12 protein-coding genes are annotated in these 15134 nt (G+C 72.7%); 8 read left to right on the forward strand and 4 right to left on the reverse strand.

Going from position 1 to position 15134, the window contains the following annotated elements; genetic code table 11:
- Positions 1 to 191: 191 nt before the first annotated feature.
- The 3 genes from ABIA36_RS17465 to ABIA36_RS17475 are packed head-to-tail and all read left to right on the forward strand — an operon-like array spanning position 192 to position 2675.
- Positions 192 to 1718 (forward strand): phytoene desaturase family protein, encoded by a 1527-nt coding sequence (locus tag ABIA36_RS17465; RefSeq protein ID WP_369963842.1) that lies wholly within the window; start codon positions 192 to 194, stop codon positions 1716 to 1718.
- Positions 1718 to 2170 (forward strand): SRPBCC domain-containing protein, encoded by a 453-nt coding sequence (locus ABIA36_RS17470; protein ID WP_369963843.1) that lies wholly within the window; start codon positions 1718 to 1720, stop codon positions 2168 to 2170. Before ABIA36_RS17465 ends, ABIA36_RS17470 begins: the two co-directional genes overlap by 1 nt.
- A gap of 43 nt (positions 2171 to 2213) precedes the next feature.
- Complete coding sequence (locus ABIA36_RS17475; RefSeq protein ID WP_369963844.1) at positions 2214 to 2675, forward strand: GNAT family N-acetyltransferase; 462 nt, start codon at positions 2214 to 2216, stop codon at positions 2673 to 2675.
- Between the two features lie 9 nt (positions 2676 to 2684).
- On the opposite strand, the gene ABIA36_RS17480 is transcribed toward ABIA36_RS17475, so the two are convergent.
- A complete protein-coding gene (locus ABIA36_RS17480; RefSeq protein WP_369963845.1) occupies positions 2685 to 3068 on the reverse strand; it encodes a phage holin family protein in 384 nt (127 codons plus the stop codon).
- A 96-nt stretch (positions 3069 to 3164) separates the two neighbouring features.
- On the opposite strand from ABIA36_RS17480, the gene ABIA36_RS17485 reads away from it, so the two are divergent.
- The gene (locus tag ABIA36_RS17485; protein ID WP_369963846.1) at positions 3165 to 4274 is read left to right on the forward strand and encodes a S1C family serine protease; all 1110 of its coding nucleotides are present in this window, start codon (positions 3165 to 3167) and stop codon (positions 4272 to 4274) included.
- Positions 4275 to 4283: 9 nt separating this feature from the next.
- On the opposite strand, the gene ABIA36_RS17490 is transcribed toward ABIA36_RS17485, so the two are convergent.
- Positions 4284 to 5042, reverse strand: a complete 759-nt coding sequence (locus tag ABIA36_RS17490; protein WP_369963847.1) for an IclR family transcriptional regulator — start codon at positions 5040 to 5042, stop codon at positions 4284 to 4286.
- Positions 5043 to 5123: 81 nt separating this feature from the next.
- On the opposite strand from ABIA36_RS17490, the gene hutH reads away from it, so the two are divergent.
- From hutH to ABIA36_RS17510, 4 genes are all read left to right on the forward strand, one after another.
- Complete coding sequence (gene hutH / locus ABIA36_RS17495; protein WP_369963848.1) at positions 5124 to 6713, forward strand: histidine ammonia-lyase; 1590 nt, start codon at positions 5124 to 5126, stop codon at positions 6711 to 6713.
- An 88-nt stretch (positions 6714 to 6801) separates the two neighbouring features.
- Positions 6802 to 8484 carry a urocanate hydratase gene (gene hutU, locus ABIA36_RS17500; RefSeq protein ID WP_369963849.1) on the forward strand — a complete coding sequence of 561 codons (1683 nt, stop codon included), beginning with the start codon at positions 6802 to 6804 and terminating at the stop codon, positions 8482 to 8484.
- A complete protein-coding gene (gene hutI, locus ABIA36_RS17505; RefSeq protein ID WP_369963850.1) occupies positions 8484 to 9644 on the forward strand; it encodes an imidazolonepropionase in 1161 nt (386 codons plus the stop codon). Before hutU ends, hutI begins: the two co-directional genes overlap by 1 nt.
- A gap of 49 nt (positions 9645 to 9693) precedes the next feature.
- A complete protein-coding gene (locus tag ABIA36_RS17510) occupies positions 9694 to 10581 on the forward strand; it encodes a hypothetical protein (RefSeq protein ID WP_369963851.1) in 888 nt (295 codons plus the stop codon).
- Positions 10582 to 10591: 10 nt separating this feature from the next.
- On the opposite strand, the gene ABIA36_RS17515 is transcribed toward ABIA36_RS17510, so the two are convergent.
- Both ABIA36_RS17515 and ABIA36_RS17520 read right to left on the reverse strand, forming a co-directional pair.
- Positions 10592 to 11491: an arginase family protein gene (locus ABIA36_RS17515; RefSeq protein ID WP_369963852.1), complete on the reverse strand. Its 900-nt coding sequence runs from the start codon at positions 11489 to 11491 to the stop codon at positions 10592 to 10594.
- 154 nt (positions 11492 to 11645) lie between these two features.
- Positions 11646 to 15062, reverse strand: coding sequence for an efflux RND transporter permease subunit (locus ABIA36_RS17520; RefSeq protein WP_369963853.1), 3417 nt, complete (start codon positions 15060 to 15062; stop codon positions 11646 to 11648).
- Positions 15063 to 15134 lie beyond the last annotated feature (72 nt).

The following is a 15134-nucleotide window of genomic DNA, read 5'->3' on the forward strand; positions in this document are numbered from 1 at the left end:
CGTTCACGTCGTGATGTATCCGCTCGCCGAACGGCTGCGGAACCGGCCCACCTGACTTACAAACCCATCCGCGCGACAAAAAGGCGCGGTGTCAAGAGCCGACCTCCCAACGATACAGGATCGCGCCTGAGAGGACGCTGCCGATCCGCAACCCCCTCCCGGGCCGCGGCGGGCGGGGTATACATGGGGGCATGTCCTCCCTCGACGCGATCGTCATCGGGTCCGGCCCCAACGGGCTCGCGGCCGCCGTCACCCTCGCCCGCGCCGGGCTGGGCGTGCGCGTCTACGAGCGCAACGCGACGCCGGGCGGCGGCGTGCGCACGGAGGAGATCACCCTCCCGGGATTCCGCCACGACATCTGCTCCGCGGTGCACCCGCTCGCGCTCGCGTCCGGCTTCTTCCGCCGGTTCGGGCTGGCGGAGCGCGTCCCCTTCATCACTCCGTCGGCCTCCTACGGGCACCCACTGCCGGGCGGGGAGGTCGCGGTCGCCTACCGCGACCTGGAGCGCACCGCCGACGCGCTCGGCCCCGACGGCGCCGCGTGGCGCGCCCTCCTCGGCCCGCTCGCCCGCAACGCGGACGCGGTCGCGCAGTTCACCGGGTCCTCTCTCTTGCAGGTGCCGCGCAATCCGCTCGTCGCCGCGCGGTTCAGCCTCGTCGCGCTGTCGCAGGGCGGTCCGTGGTGGAACCTGCCGTTCCGGACGCAGAAGGCCGCCGCGCTGCTGACCGGCGTGATCGCGCACGCGACCCTGCCGCTGCCGAGCCTCGCGGCTTCCGCGGCCGGGCTCGCCCTGGCGACCTACGCGCACGCGCGCGGCTGGCCCATCCCCGTCGGCGGCTCGCAGGCGATCGCGGACGCGATGGTGGACGACCTCCGCGCGCACGGCGGCGAGATCGTCACCGGCGCCGAGGTCGAGTCGCTCGGCGAGCTGCCCGACGCGCGCGTCACACTCTTCGACACCCATGTCGCCATCGCCGCGCGGCTCGGCGAGGACCTCCTGCCGGCCGACTACCTCCGCCGGGTCGCCGGCTTCCGCGACGGCAACGGCGTCTTCAAGATCGACTTCGCGCTGTCCGGCCCGGTGCCGTGGACGAACCCCGAGCTGCTGGAGACCGCGACCGTCCACCTCGGCGGCGAGCGCGCGGCCATCGCGCGCTCCGAGCGTGTGGTGGCCTCCGGGCGGGAGAGCGACGACCCGTACGTGCTCGTCTCGCAGCCGACCCTCTTCGACCCCTCGCGCGCCCCGGCCGGCAAGCACGTGCTGTGGGCGTACACGCACGTCCCGCGCGGCTCGACGTCCGATCGCACCGAGGCGGTCATCGCGCAGATCGAGCGGTTCGCGCCCGGCTTCCGCGACCTGATCCTCGCGAAGACCACCCGGACCGCCCACGAGCTGGAGGGCTACAACCCCAGCTACATCGGCGGCGACATCTCCTCGGGGATGCCCGACCTGTCGCAGCTCGTCCTGCGCCCGGTGCTGTCCACCGACCCGTGGCGCATGCCGGGCCGCGGGCTGTACCTCGCCTCGTCCTCCGCCGTTCCCGGGCCGGGCGTGCACGGGCTGGCCGGCTACTACGCCGCGCGGAGCGCCCTCCGCCACGAGTTCGGGGTGACCCGGATGCCCTCGCTGGCTCCCGACGCGCGGCCCGAAGCCCCGAGCGCGCCCGTGAGCGGCTTCAACCAGACCACCGGTTCCGTCGAAGAGGAGATCGCCTGATGTCGGTCAACGTCCGCCGTTTCGCCTGCACGCCCGAAGAGGTCTTCACCGCCCTCGCCGACCCGTGGGTGTTCCCGACCTGGGTGGTGGGAGCCTCGCGGCTGCGCGGGGCCGACGGCAACTTCCCGGAGCCGGGCTCCCGCCTGCACCACTCCATCGGCGTCTGGCCGTTCGTCCTCAACGACGAGACCACCGTCGAGGTGTGGGACGCGCCGAAGCGGTTCGTGCTGGAGGCCAAGACTCGGCCGGTCGGGACCGAGCGGGTCGTCATCGAGGTCGAGCCCCGCGGCTCCGGCTGCCTGGTGCGGATGGAGGAGCACGCGATCACCGGGATCGCCGCCCGCATCCCGACGCCGATCATCGATCCCATCCTCTGGATCCGCAACCGGGAGGCACTGCGCCGGCTCGAGTGGGTCGCGCGCGGCATCTCGCGGCAGAAGGCGCGGAAGTAGCGCGCGAAACCTGCCCGACATGCGAGCGAACTACCCTCGTCGCATGACGTCCACCCGCGTGTCCGCCGAGCCCGCCCGCTCCCCCGGCGTCGCCGAGCTGCTCCGCCTGAGCGACGAGTTCACCTTCTCGCTCTACCCAGCCGAGAGCTGCTACCTGCTCGATGTCTCGGAGTTGGAGCGTCCGGGTGTGACGGTGTTCGTCGGCCGCGACGAGGAGGGCGCCGCGCTCGGGATGGCGGCGCTCGTCCAGAAGCACGACGGCGGCGCCGAGCTCAAGCGCATGTTCGTCCACCCCGACGCGCGGGGACGCGGCCTGGCCGGCGGCCTCCTCACGGCGGTGGAAGCAGCGGCCGTCCGCGCCGGCGTCACCACCCTGCAGCTCGAGACCGGACCGCTCCAGCACGCGGCCATCGCGCTGTACGAGGGCCGCGGCTACACCCGCATCCCGAACTTCGGCGACTACGTGGGCGACCCGCACTCGGTCTGCTACGCGAAAGACCTTTAATTCGCGGTCTCAGCTCCGTGCCGCGACCTTCTTCTTGAGGAAGATCAGCGGCAGCAGCCAGCCGCCGAGCGCCGTCACCACCCAGACGACCAGGGCGGCGAGGATCCAGGTCACGAAGTCATCCACCCGGATCCCTCCCGGCAGCAGGGAGGCGACGAGCAGCGCGATGAGCGTCGACACCAGCCCGATCCCGCCGAGCAGGGCGGACGCGTACTTCCGGGCGATGTTGAAGATGAAAGGGGCCAGGATGCTCTGCGCCACCGCGAAGACCAGCACGGCGACCAGCAGGCCCTCCCAGTCGAGATGGAACCCGGGCAGTATCCACGAGGCGACCAGCAGGCCGAGCGCCGCGGTGACCACGAAGATCGCCGCTCGGATCAGGAATCTCACCATGCCCGAAGGGTAGCGGCCTCCCGGGCGGCCGAGAACACCCCTTCTGCCGGGGCGGGCGTCCCGCTAGCCTGGCGCCACCGTCCAGGAGGGGGCACCGTGACCGAGCAGAACACCACCCTGCGCCCGACCAGCCCGAGCACGACCAGCCCGCGCACGACCACCACGCGCGGGTGGACGATCGCCTTGATCGTGCTCGGCTCGGCGCTCGTCCTCATCGGCGGCGGCATGGTCGCCGGCGGTTTCGCGTTCGCCGCGCTCACCGCCGGCCGCGGCGGCGCGTGCGACGCCGCCCGGGTGGCCGACGAGGTGCTGCCGAGCGTGGTCACCATCGCGGTGACGGGGGCGCGCGGGTCGAGCAACGGCAGCGGCGAGGTCATCACCGAGGACGGCTACATCCTCACGAACAACCACGTGATCTCCGACGCGGCATCCGGCGCGAAGCTTGCGGTGCGGTTCAGCGACGGCCACGAACTCCCCGCCGAGCTCACCGGCCGCGACCCGAAGACCGACCTGGCCGTCATCAAGGTGAAGAGCGATGAGCCGCTGCCGGTCATCGCGACCGGCGACTCCGGAGCGCTCGTGGTGGGCCAGCCGGTGGTGGCTCTCGGCGCCCCGCTCGGCCTGTCCTCCACCGTGACGGCCGGCATCGTCAGCGCGCTCGGCCGGACCGTCCCGGTGCCGAGCGACGACGACAGGAATGCGATCCTCGCCGGCGCCATCCAGACCGACGCGTCCATCAACCCCGGCAACTCGGGCGGCGCGCTCGTCGACTGCGCGGGGCGCCTCGTCGGCGTCAACACGGCGATCGCGACGGTCCCCGGCTCCAACGGCCACGCGAGCGCCGGCAGCGTCGGGATCGGCTTCGCGGTCCCGGAGTCGCTGGCGCTGCCGATCGCGCAGGAGCTGATCGCGCACGGCGAGGTCACCCATCCGGACGCCGGGCTCACCGTGGTGCCGATCCCGCCGGGCGCCGCGGCGGCGTTCGGCGTGGACGGCGGCCTGTTCGTGCAGTCCATCGTCTCGGGCGGCCCGGCGCAGCAGGCCGGCCTCCGGGTCGGCGACGTGATAACCGCGGTGAACGGCAACCCGGCGACCGACATCGACGTGCTCACGGCGATCCAGGTCACCAGCAAGCCGGGCGACGAAGTGAAGGTCGACTACACCCGCGACGGCACCGCCCACACCACGAAAGTCACCCTCCGCTGACCGACGAGGTCAGCTCCCGCGGATGCGGCGTGAGAGCTCGGCGGCGGCGTCGCGGACTCGGGCGGCGAGCGCATCCCACCCCGCCGGCGGCACGTTCTCGCGCGGGAAGGTGACGGCGATCCCGGCGGCCGGCCAGCCGGCGTGGTCGCGCACCGACACGGCCACGGAGGCGAAGCCGGGCGTCACGTCGCCGTCCTCGGTGGCATAGCCGCGCTCCCGCGCTTCGGCGACGAGCCGCCGCAGCTCGGAGTACGAGTGCGGTCCGGCGCCGGTGCGGTCCTCGAACGCGTCGGCGTCCGGGTACAGCGCACGGAGCTGCCCGGCGGGGAGGGAGGCCAGCAGGGCGCGGCCGCTCGCCGTCAGGTGCGCGGGGAGGCGGACGCCCACGTCGGTGACGAGCCGCGGCCTCCGGGGCGCCCGCTCCTCCACGATGTAGACGACGTCCCGGCCGTGCAGCACCGCGACGTGGCCGGACTCGCCGATCGCGTCCACGAGCGCTGCGACGATCGGGCGGCCGAGCCGGCTGAGCGGCTGCTGCCGGGAGAACCCGCTGGAGAGCTCGTACGCGGCGACGCCGAGCCCGTAGCGCCGGGCCTCGGGGAAGTGCAGCACGAAGCCGTGCTCGGTCAGCACGGTCAGCAGGTGGTAGACGGTCGAGCGCGGCAGGCCCAGGGAGGCGGCGATCCCGGCGGCGGGCACCGGGCCGCGCTGGGTGGCGAGGTAGGCGAGCACGCGCAGCGTGTTCTCCGCTGCGGGGACCTTGCTCATGACTGCTCCTGTCTGGTATCCCGGACACCGAAGAGCCTAACCCCCGGGCGCGCCGAGCGGCCTCCGGCGGATGATCGGAGCATGTCCGCCTTCACCACCGGTTCCACCTCCGCAACCACCTCCCGCGACGAAGCCCACGCCGCGCCCGTCACCGTCGGCGGCCGTCCGCTCACTATCGCCGAGGTCGTCGCCGTGGCGCGCCACGATGCGCCCGTGCGGCTCGACGTCGCCGCGCTCGGAGCCGTCGAGGCCTCCCGCGCGATCGTCGAGGCGCTGGCGGACGACGTGGAGCCGCACTACGGGATCTCCACCGGCTTCGGCGCGCTGGCGACCACCTTCATCCCCACCGAGCGCCGCGCCCAGTTGCAGGCCTCCCTCGTCCGCTCTCACGCCGCCGGGTCGGGACCGGAGGTCGAGCGGGAGGTCGTCCGCGCGCTCATGCTGCTACGCCTGGCCACGCTGATGACCGGCCGCACCGGGGCGCAGCGCCGCACCGTCGAGACCTACGCCGCGCTGCTCAACGCGGGCATCACGCCGCTCGTGCGCGAGTACGGCTCGCTCGGCTGCTCCGGCGACCTGGCGCCGCTCGCGCACTGCGCTCTCGCGGCGATGGGCGAAGGCCAGGTGCGTGTCGACGGCGAGCTCGTGGAGGCCGCCGACGCGCTCGCCGCCGCCGGCATCGAGCCGGTCGTCCTGGCCGAGAAGGAGGGCCTCGCGCTCATCAACGGCACCGACGGCATGCTCGGGATGCTCGCCCTCGCGCTGCACGACCTCGGCGGCCTCCTCACCACGGCCGACATCACGGCGGCGATGAGCGTGGAGGCGCTGCTCGGCACCGACGCGGTGTTCGCGGCCGACCTCCAGCAGCTGCGCCCGCAGGCCGGGCAGGCCGTCTCCGCCGCCAATCTGCGCGCGCTGCTGGCGGACTCCCCGCTCGTGGCCAGCCACAAGGGACCGGAGTGCACGCGCGTGCAGGACGCCTACTCGCTGCGCTGCTCGCCGCAGGTGAACGGCGGCGCCCGCGACACCGTCGCCCACGCGACGATGGTCGCGGAGCGCGAGCTAGCCTCCGCCATCGACAACCCGGTGCTCACGCCGGACGGACGCGTGGAGTCGAACGGCAACTTCCACGGCGCGCCCGTCGCCTACGTGCTCGACTTCCTCGCGATCGTCGTCGCCGACGTCGCGAGCATGTCGGAGCGGCGCACCGACCGGTTCCTCGACCCGGCGCGCAACCAGGGGCTGCCGCCGTTCCTCGCGCACGAGGTGGGCGTGGACTCGGGCCTGATGATCGCGCAGTACACCGCGGCCGGGATCGTTTCCGAGCTCAAGCGGCTCGCGGCGCCCGCGTCGGTGGACAGCATCCCGTCGTCCGCGATGCAGGAGGACCACGTCTCGATGGGCTGGGCCGCCGCCCGCAAGCTGCGCCGCGCGATCGACGGGCTGACCCGCGTGCTGGCGATCGAACTCCTGACCGCCGCGCGCGGCGCCGACCTGCGCGCCCCGCTGCGCCAGGGTCCCGCGACCGGCGCCGTCACCTCGGCGCTGCGCGCGACCGTCCCCGGCCCCGGCCCGGACCGCCACCTGTCCCCCGAGATCGAGGCCGCCGTCGCCTTCGTCGCCTCCGGCGCCGCCGTCACCGCGGCCCTCACCACCACCGACCTCCACTAACAAACCGCCGAGTACGCGGAAAATCAGCCATTTTCCGCCGAGTACGCAGAGAATTCGCGTACTCGGCGGTGTGAGAAAGGACCAGACGATGCAGGGATCGCGACCCGTGAGGGCTGCGCGCGGCACGGAGCTCAGCGCGAAGAGCTGGCAGACCGAGGCGCCGCTGCGCATGCTGATGAACAACCTCGACCCGGAGGTCGCCGAGCGCCCTGACGACCTGGTCGTCTACGGCGGCACCGGCCGCGCCGCGCGGAGCTGGGAGGCGTTCGACGCGATCGTCGCCACCCTCCGCGACCTGGAAGCCGACGAGACGCTGCTCGTCCAGTCCGGCAAGCCGGTCGGCGTGTTCCGCACGCACGAGTGGGCGCCGCGCGTGCTGATCGCCAACTCCAACCTGGTCGGCGACTGGGCGACCTGGCCCGAGTTCCGCCGCCTGGAGGCCCTCGGGCTGACCATGTACGGCCAGATGACAGCCGGCTCCTGGATCTACATCGGCTCGCAGGGCATCCTGCAGGGCACCTATGAGACCTTCGCGGCCATCGCCGACAAGCGTTACGGGGGCAGTCTGGCGGGCACCCTCACCCTGACCGGCGGCTGCGGCGGCATGGGCGGCGCGCAGCCACTGGCCGTCACCCTCAACGGCGGCGCGGTCCTGATCGTCGACGTCGACCGCGCCCGCCTGCAGCGCCGCGTCGACCACGGCTACCTGGACGAGCTGACCGACGACCTGGACGACGCCGTCGCCCGCGTGCTCGCCGCCAAGGACGAGCGTCGCGCTCTCTCGGTGGGCCTGGTCGGCAACGCCGCCGCCGTCTTCCCCGAGCTGCTGCGCCGCGGCGTGGCGATCGACATCGTGACCGACCAGACCAGCGCGCACGACCCGCTGAGCTACCTCCCCGAGGGCGTCACCGTCGAGGAGTGGCACGACCGCGCCGCTGCCGACCCCGAGGCCTTCACCATCGCCGCGCGCCTCTCTATGGCGAAGCAGGTGGAGGCGATGGTCGGCTTCCTCGACACCGGCGCCGAGGTCTTCGACTACGGCAACTCGATCCGCGCCGAGGCGCAGCTCGGCGGCTACGACCGGGCGTTCGCGTTCCCCGGCTTCGTGCCCGCCTACATCCGCCCGCAGTTCGAGGAGGGCCGCGGGCCCTTCCGCTGGGCGGCGCTCTCCGGCGACCCGGCGGACATCGCGGCCACCGACCGCGCCATCCTGGAGCTGTTCCCCGACGACCACAAGCTGCGCCGCTGGATCACGCAGGCCGGCGAGAAGGTGCACTTCGAGGGCCTCCCGGCGCGTATCTGCTGGCTCGGCTACAAGGAGCGCCACCTGGCCGGCCTGAAGTTCAACGAGATGGTCGCCTCCGGCGAGCTGTCGGCCCCGATCGTGATCGGCCGCGACCACCTCGACTCCGGCTCGGTGGCCTCGCCCTATCGCGAGACCGAGGGGATGAAGGACGGCTCGGACGCGATCGCCGACTGGCCGCTGCTCAACGCGCTGCTGAACACCGCCTCCGGCGCGACCTGGGTGTCGCTGCACCACGGCGGCGGCGTCGGGATCGGCCGCAGCATCCACGCTGGCCAGGTCGTGGTCGCCGACGGCACCCCGCTCGCGGCCGAGAAGATCGAGCGCGTGCTCACCAACGATCCCGGCACCGGGGTCATGCGCCACGTCGACGCCGGCTACGAGCACGCCGCCGACATCGCGCGCGAGCGTGGGCTGAGGGTTCCGATGCAGGAGGCCGCGGCCGCGGCTTCGGAGCCGGTCGCCTGATGTCCCGCGCGACGCTGCTGACCGGGATCGGCGAGCTCGTCACCCTGGATCCCGCCCACCCCGGACCGCTCGGCATCCTCCCCGGCGCGGCCCTCCTGGAGGTGGACGGCCGGGTCGAGTGGACCGGCCCCGCGTCGGCGGCGCCGCGCGAGGACGCCGACGAGGTGGTGGATGCGGGCGGAGCGGCCGTCATCCCGGGCTTCGTCGACAGCCACACGCACCTCGTCTTCGGCGGGGACCGCTCCGCGGAGTTCGAGGCGAGGATGGCCGGCCGGCCGTATTCCGCCGGCGGAATACGCAGCACCGTGGCCGCGACGCGGGCCGCCTCCGACGACGAACTGCGCCGGCGCTTGGCCGGTTTCGTGCGCGAACTCCGCGCCCAGGGCACGACGACCTTCGAGATCAAGAGCGGCTACGGCCTGACGGTGGAGGACGAGGCACGCATCCTCCGGCTCGCCCGCGAGGTCACCGACGAGACGACATTCCTCGGCGCGCATGTGGTCCCGGCTGAGTACGCGGCCGACCCGGACGCGTACGTGGAGCTGGTCACCGGGCCCATGCTGGACGCGTGCGCGCCGTACTCCCGGTGGGTCGACGTGTTCTGCGAGACCGGCGCCTTCACGGTCGCGCAGTCGCGGCGCATCCTGGAGGCCGGCGCCGTGCGCGGGCTCGGCGTCCGCGTCCACGCGAGCCAGCTCGGCCCGGGCGACGGCGTCGCGCTGGCGGTGGAGCTGGACGCCGCGAGCGTCGACCACGGCACCTACCTCACCGACCGCGATGTGGAGCTGCTGGCCGGGTCGCGGACGGTCGCGACCCTCCTCCCCGGCGTGGAGTTCTCGACGCGGCATCCGTACCCGGACGCCCGCCGCCTCATCGACGCGGGAGCGCGCGTCGCCCTGGCGAGCGACTGCAACCCGGGCTCGTCCTTCACGTCGTCCATGGCGTTCTGCATCGCGGTCGCGGTGCGGGACATGGGGATGACGGTCGCGGAGGCGCTGCGGGCCGCGACGCTCGGCGGCGCGGAGGCGCTGCGCCGGGAGGACGTCGGGCACCTGCGGCGGGGCGCGCGCGCCGACTACGCGGTGCTCGACGCGCCGTCGTACGTGCACTTGGCGTACCGGCCCGGGGTTCCGCTGGTGGCGCGCACGCACGTGGCGTGAGCTCGCTGATAGGTTACCCTGGAGTGTGACATTCCAGGGGGATCATGCCGTGACCGATGCCGAAGCCGAGAGCCGCAGACCACGCGCACGCACGCTTGCGCTCTACCTGACGATCGCTGTACTGGCGGCCTCCGCAGTGCTCGGCGCCGTCCTGATCGTCGTCGGGGACCAGGCGAACATCTCCGGCCGCGCGTGGCTGACGCTCCTGCTCGTCGGGACGTTCGCCGGAGCCGTCGCATTCGACGCCACCGTGGCGAACGGCCCCAACCGCTGGTACCTGCCGGCGTCGACGGTCACGAACGCCGTCCTGGTCGCGATCGGGCTGCTGAAGCTGTGGAACGGCCCCCTCCAGCCCGCCGACAGCGAGGACCCGGTGGTCTGGGCGCTGCAGATCTGGCGCTTCGTGGAGATCGTCGTGCTCGCGCGGGCTGCACTCCTGGTGACGCAGGCGTACGGGCTGAGGTTCGTGACGAGGGCCACGTCGCGCGTCTCGCGGCTGGGCGGGAACACCACGCTCGCCCTCGCCTGGGCGACGACACTGGTGCTGTCCCTCCCTGCGATCTTCCCCGTCCGGGACTGGCCGGACTGGTGGTGGCGGGTCGCAGGGGCGACCGCCCTGGTCGGAGCCGTGGCGGCAGTCATCCCGCTCATCGTGCGGGCGTTCGAGGCGAAGCCGGCGGTGCACGGCGACCGGTCGACGGGTCCGGAGCTGCGGCCCAATCCGCCGTACCCGTTCCCCCGTGCGGGTGTCGGTGTGCCGCAGCCGGGCGCGGTCCCGCTACAGCCGGCCGCAGCGGGGCAGCCGGGCACGGTCTTGCGGCAGCCGGGCGCAGCACCGCAGCCGAGCGCGGTCCCGCCGCAGCCTCAGCCGGCCGGCGCTCCACCCGCGACGAACGCACCTCCCGCGGCGGACCCCGGGTTCCTGCCGCCGCAGTAGCGGCGCGGACTCAGCGCGACGCGAGCCCCGCGGCCGCCTCCAGCACCAGCAGCGCCGCGAGGCGCACTGTGCGCTGATCGGGGGTGTCCGCGGTGGCGTCGACCTCCGCGATGTCGATCGAGCGGACGCGGGAGTCCGCTCCCGCGAGCCGCGCGAACCTCCGCAACTCCCACGCCGGCAGGCCGCCCGGCACGGAGGCGGGGCAGCCGGGGGCGACCGAACGGTCGCACACGTCCACGTCGAGGTCGACATGGATGGGGCCTCCGGCGGCGCCCGCGACCTCCAGGGCCTCCGCCATCACGTCGTCGATCGGGCGGCGGTGGAGGTCGTCGCGCGGGATGACGGTGATGCCGTACTCCTGCGCCCGCAGCGCGTAGGCGGCCGAGTTGGCGAAGTCCGCGATGCCGATCTGGACGATCCGTCGGCCGCCGAGGCCGGCCTCCACGAGGCGTCGCACCGGCGAGCCGTTGGAGACGCCGTCGCGGAGGTCGTGGTGGGCGTCGAGCGTCACCAGTCCGGCCGTCGCCACGTCGTCGCCCCAGGCGCCGAGCGCCGTCGGGACAGTGAGGGAGTTGTCGCCGCCGACCGCGACGGTCAGGCGCGAGCGCGACACCGCCTCCCGCACGGCGTCGATCGCCCGGCGTTCGCCCTCGGGGCCGTCGGGCTCCGCGACGTCGCCGGCGTCGGCGAACCGCAGCGCCTCGACGGCCAGCTCCGGGACGTGCAGGGAGTACCGCTGCAGCGCCTCCCGCACGGCGCCCGGCGTCGCGTGCGCTCCGGTCGGGGACAGCGACGTGCGCCAGGTCGGGAGGCCGATCAGGGCCAGGTCGACCTGCTGCCCGTCCGGGAGTTCGGCGAGCGACGGCCAGGAACCGGCACGAGGCCAGCGGGGATCGACGGAGAGGCTCATACGGCGACGCTAGCAACGTCCGCCCGCGCCGGCGTTCAAGCCTCGACCTCCGCCGTCTGGGATCCCGGACACGCCTCGTCCACGGGCCTAGGGGCACGCAAAACGCCCCCGGAACCGCGTTTCGGGGGCGTTGCGTGTCCTTCGGGGACAGCGGTCAGAGCTGGCGGCCGCCCGCGGGGGTGGTGAACACCGGAGGCTCCGGCGCCTCGCCGTCCGGCGTGGAGTCCCCAGGGCCGCCCGAACCACCCGCACCGGCCGCGCCGCCGCCCTTCGCCGCGCGGCGGGCGATGCGCCGCTCGCGCGCGCCCTCCACCAGGTTGTAGAGCGTCGGCAGCACCACGAGGGTGAGCACGGTGGACGAGATCAGGCCGCCGATCACGACGATGGCGAGCGGCTGCGAGATGAAACCGCCATGGCCGGTCACGCCCAGCGCCATCGGCGTGAGAGCCGCGATGGTCGCGAGCGCGGTCATCAGGATGGGCCGCAGACGGCGGGACGCGCCGTGCACGACCGCATCGCTGACCGTCAGCCCGCGGGCGCGGTACTGGTTGACGAGGTCGATGAGCACGATCGCGTTGGTCACCACGATGCCGATCAGCATCAGCACGCCGATGAGCGAGGCGACGCCGAGCGGGATGCCCGAGGCGAGCTGCAGCAGGATGGCGCCCGTCGCCGCGAACGGCACCGAGACCAGGAGCAACAGCGGCTGCCGCAGCGAGCGGAACGTCGCCACCATGACGATGTAGACGATCAGGATCGCCGCCAGCAGCGCGAGCCCGAGCTGACCGAACGCGCTCGACTGGCTGGACGAGACGCCGCCGATCTTCGCCGTCGCGCCGGCCGGGAGGTGGGCGTCCGCGAGCGCCTTCGTCACGTCCGCGTTGGCGGTCGTGAGGTTGTCGGTGGCCGGTGTCGCCGTGACCGCGGAGGTCCGCAGGCCGCGCTCGGTCGTCACGGTCGACGGGCCCTTGGCCTCGGCGACGGTCGCCACGGAGCTCAGCGGCACGACGCCCTTGGTGGTCGGGATCGGCAGCTCGGACAGCCCGGCGACCGTGGTCGGCGGGTTGTCGCTCTGCAGGTAGATGTTGAGCGTCGAGTTCTCGATCGCGACCGAGCCGATCTGGGTCGGCTGCATCGCCTGCGAGACGAGGGTGCCGACCGCGACCTCGCTGAGTCCCGCCTCGGCCGCCTTGGTCCGGTCGACGCTCACCGACACGTACGGCAGCGACGCGCTCAGGTTGTCGGTGACCTGCTTGAGCGACGACTGCTTCTTGAGCTGGGCGACGACCGAGTCGGTCGCCTTCTGCAGGTCGGCGTCCGTGCTCGCGGTGATGTCCACCTCGATGTCGGTGGAGCCCCCGAACCCGCTCGACGCGGACACGGTGATGTCGCCCGCGCCGGTGATCGCCGCCATCTCGTTCTGGATGGTGGTCTTCAGCTTGTCCTGGTCGGCGTTCGGGTCGGTCGTGACCGAGAACGTGGTCGCGCCGCCGCCGCCGGTGAACGCGTCGCGCAGCGACGAGCCGCTGGAGCCGATCGACACCTGCACGGTCTTCACGCCCGTGGTGTGCAGGAGCTTGTCCTCCACCGTGCGCGCGGCGTCGTCCTTCGCCTGGAGGCTCGCACCCGGCTCGAGGGTCTGCGAGACGGTCAGCGAATTCTGGCCGCTCGACCCGAGGAAGCTGGTCTTGAGGAGCGGGACGGAGAAGAAGGTCAGGATGAGCACGATCACCGCGGCGACGACGGTCAGCACGGAGTGCTTCAGCGTCCAGCGGATGATCGGGAGGTAGCCGCGCTGCAGGCGCGACGCGTGCTCCAGCTCGTCGTGGCCGGAGGCCGTGGCCTCCGCGACCGAGAGGTGCGCGGCCTCGTCGTCGAACTCGCCGCCCTTGCTCGCACGCGGTTTCGGCGCGCGCAGGAACCAGTACGCGAGCACCGGCACGATCGTCAGCGCGACCAGCAGCGACGACAGCAGGGCGATGGTGACGGTGAGGGCGAACGGCCGGAACAGCTCGCCGGTGACATCTCCGACGAACGCCAGCGGCAGGAACACCGCGACGGTCGTGATGGTGGACGCCGTGATCGCGCCGCCGACCTCCCGCACCGCGCGGATGATCGTGACGGCCCGGTCCACGTCGTGCACCAGTTGCCGTTTGATGTTCTCGATGACGACGATCGAGTCGTCCACGACGCGGCCGATCGCGATCGTGAGCGCGCCGAGCGTGATGATGTTGAGGGTGTAGCCGCTCGCCCACATCACGATGAAGGTGATGAGCACGCTGGTGGGGATGGAGACCACGGTCACCAGCGTGGAGCGCACCGACAGCAGGAACACCAGGATGACGATGACCGCCATCGCCAGGCCGAGCAGGCCCTCCTCGGCGAGCGAGTTGATCGACTGGGTGATGAACGGCGCCTGGTCGAACACGACGGTGATCGTGGCGTTGTGGCCGAGCTTGGTCTGCAGGCGAGGGATGAGCGCGGACACCGCGTGCGACGTCGCGACGGTGTTGGCCGAGGGCAGCTTGGTCACTGCGATGGTGAGGGCGGGCTTGCCGTTGACGCGGGAGAGCGAGGACACCGGGTTGTCGGTCTGGGCGACGGTGGCCACGTCGCCGATGGTCTTCGGCGTGGCGTTCGCCGCGGCGGCTGCGGCTGCGGCGGCCGACTGGCTGGAGGCAGCGCCACCTGCCGCGGCGCCTCCCGAGGTCGCGCCCGTCGCTCCGGTCGCACCCGTTGCTCCTGGGGCGCCCGTCGCTCCTGGCGCCCCGCTCGTACCCGCGGCGCCCGACGCACCCGACGCACCCGAGCCACCGGCCGCACCCGTGCTCGACTTGATCAGCGGCAGCCCCGAGATGTCCGCCACCGACGCGAGCTGCGCTCCCGACTGGATGGTGAGGGTCTTGCCGTTCTCGGTGATCGAGCCGCCCGGCAGCAGCACGCCGTTCTGCTGGAGGGCGTCCTTGATCGCCGCGCTGCTGAAGCCGGTCGCGGCGAGCTTCGCCGTGTCCGGCGTGATGGTGATGCGCTGGCCGACCTCGCCGACGAGCTGGGCGTCGTTGACGCCGTTGAGCGCCTTGATGTCGGGCAGGGCGAGCTTGGTGATGTCGTCGCCGAGCGTGCGCTGGTCGGTGTCGCTGCTGACCGCGAGCTGGATGACGGGGAGGTCGTCGATCGAGCCGGAGAGCACCTGCGGGTCGACGCCGGACGGCAGGGTCGACTTGATCCGGTTGATCGCCTGGTCGATCTTCTGCTCGGCCGTCGCGAGGTCGGTGCCGTACGTGAACTTCGCCGTGATGATCGACTTGTTCGTGCTGCTGACCGCGGAGGTGGAGTCGAGGTTGGGCACACCCTGGATGGCGGCCTCCACGGGCGTGCTCACGTCGTGGTTGACGACCTCCGGAGACGCGCCGGGGTAGTTGGACAGCACGACGAGCTGCGGGAAGGAGATCGACGGCGTGAGCTCCTGCTTGAGGCTGGTCAGCGCGATCCCGCCGAAGACGGCGGCCACGATCGTGATGAGCGCGATCAGGGCGCGGTTCTTCATGCTGAGAACGGCGAGATAGTGCACGGGGGTCCCCTTGGCGAATGTGAGTGCTGTGGCTCGCGACGACGGCGGCGCTGCCAAAGTATCTCATTGCAG

Source organism: Leifsonia sp. EB34, from assembly GCF_041260585.1.
Taxonomy (GTDB): Bacteria; Actinomycetota; Actinomycetes; order Actinomycetales; family Microbacteriaceae; genus Leifsonia.

Coding starts and splice junctions, on each gene's coding strand:
- ABIA36_RS17475 (WP_369963844.1), top strand. CDS start 2,214: ATGACGTCCACCCGCGTGTCCGCCGAGCCCGCCCGCTCCCCCGGCGTC.
- ABIA36_RS17480 (WP_369963845.1), bottom strand. CDS start 3,068: ATGGTGAGATTCCTGATCCGAGCGGCGATCTTCGTGGTCACCGCGGCG.
- ABIA36_RS17465 (WP_369963842.1), top strand. CDS start 192: ATGTCCTCCCTCGACGCGATCGTCATCGGGTCCGGCCCCAACGGGCTC.
- ABIA36_RS17515 (WP_369963852.1), bottom strand. CDS start 11,491: ATGAGCCTCTCCGTCGATCCCCGCTGGCCTCGTGCCGGTTCCTGGCCG.
- hutI (WP_369963850.1), top strand. CDS start 8,484: ATGTCCCGCGCGACGCTGCTGACCGGGATCGGCGAGCTCGTCACCCTG.
- ABIA36_RS17470 (WP_369963843.1), top strand. CDS start 1,718: ATGTCGGTCAACGTCCGCCGTTTCGCCTGCACGCCCGAAGAGGTCTTC.
- ABIA36_RS17490 (WP_369963847.1), bottom strand. CDS start 5,042: ATGAGCAAGGTCCCCGCAGCGGAGAACACGCTGCGCGTGCTCGCCTAC.
- hutU (WP_369963849.1), top strand. CDS start 6,802: ATGCAGGGATCGCGACCCGTGAGGGCTGCGCGCGGCACGGAGCTCAGC.
- hutH (WP_369963848.1), top strand. CDS start 5,124: ATGTCCGCCTTCACCACCGGTTCCACCTCCGCAACCACCTCCCGCGAC.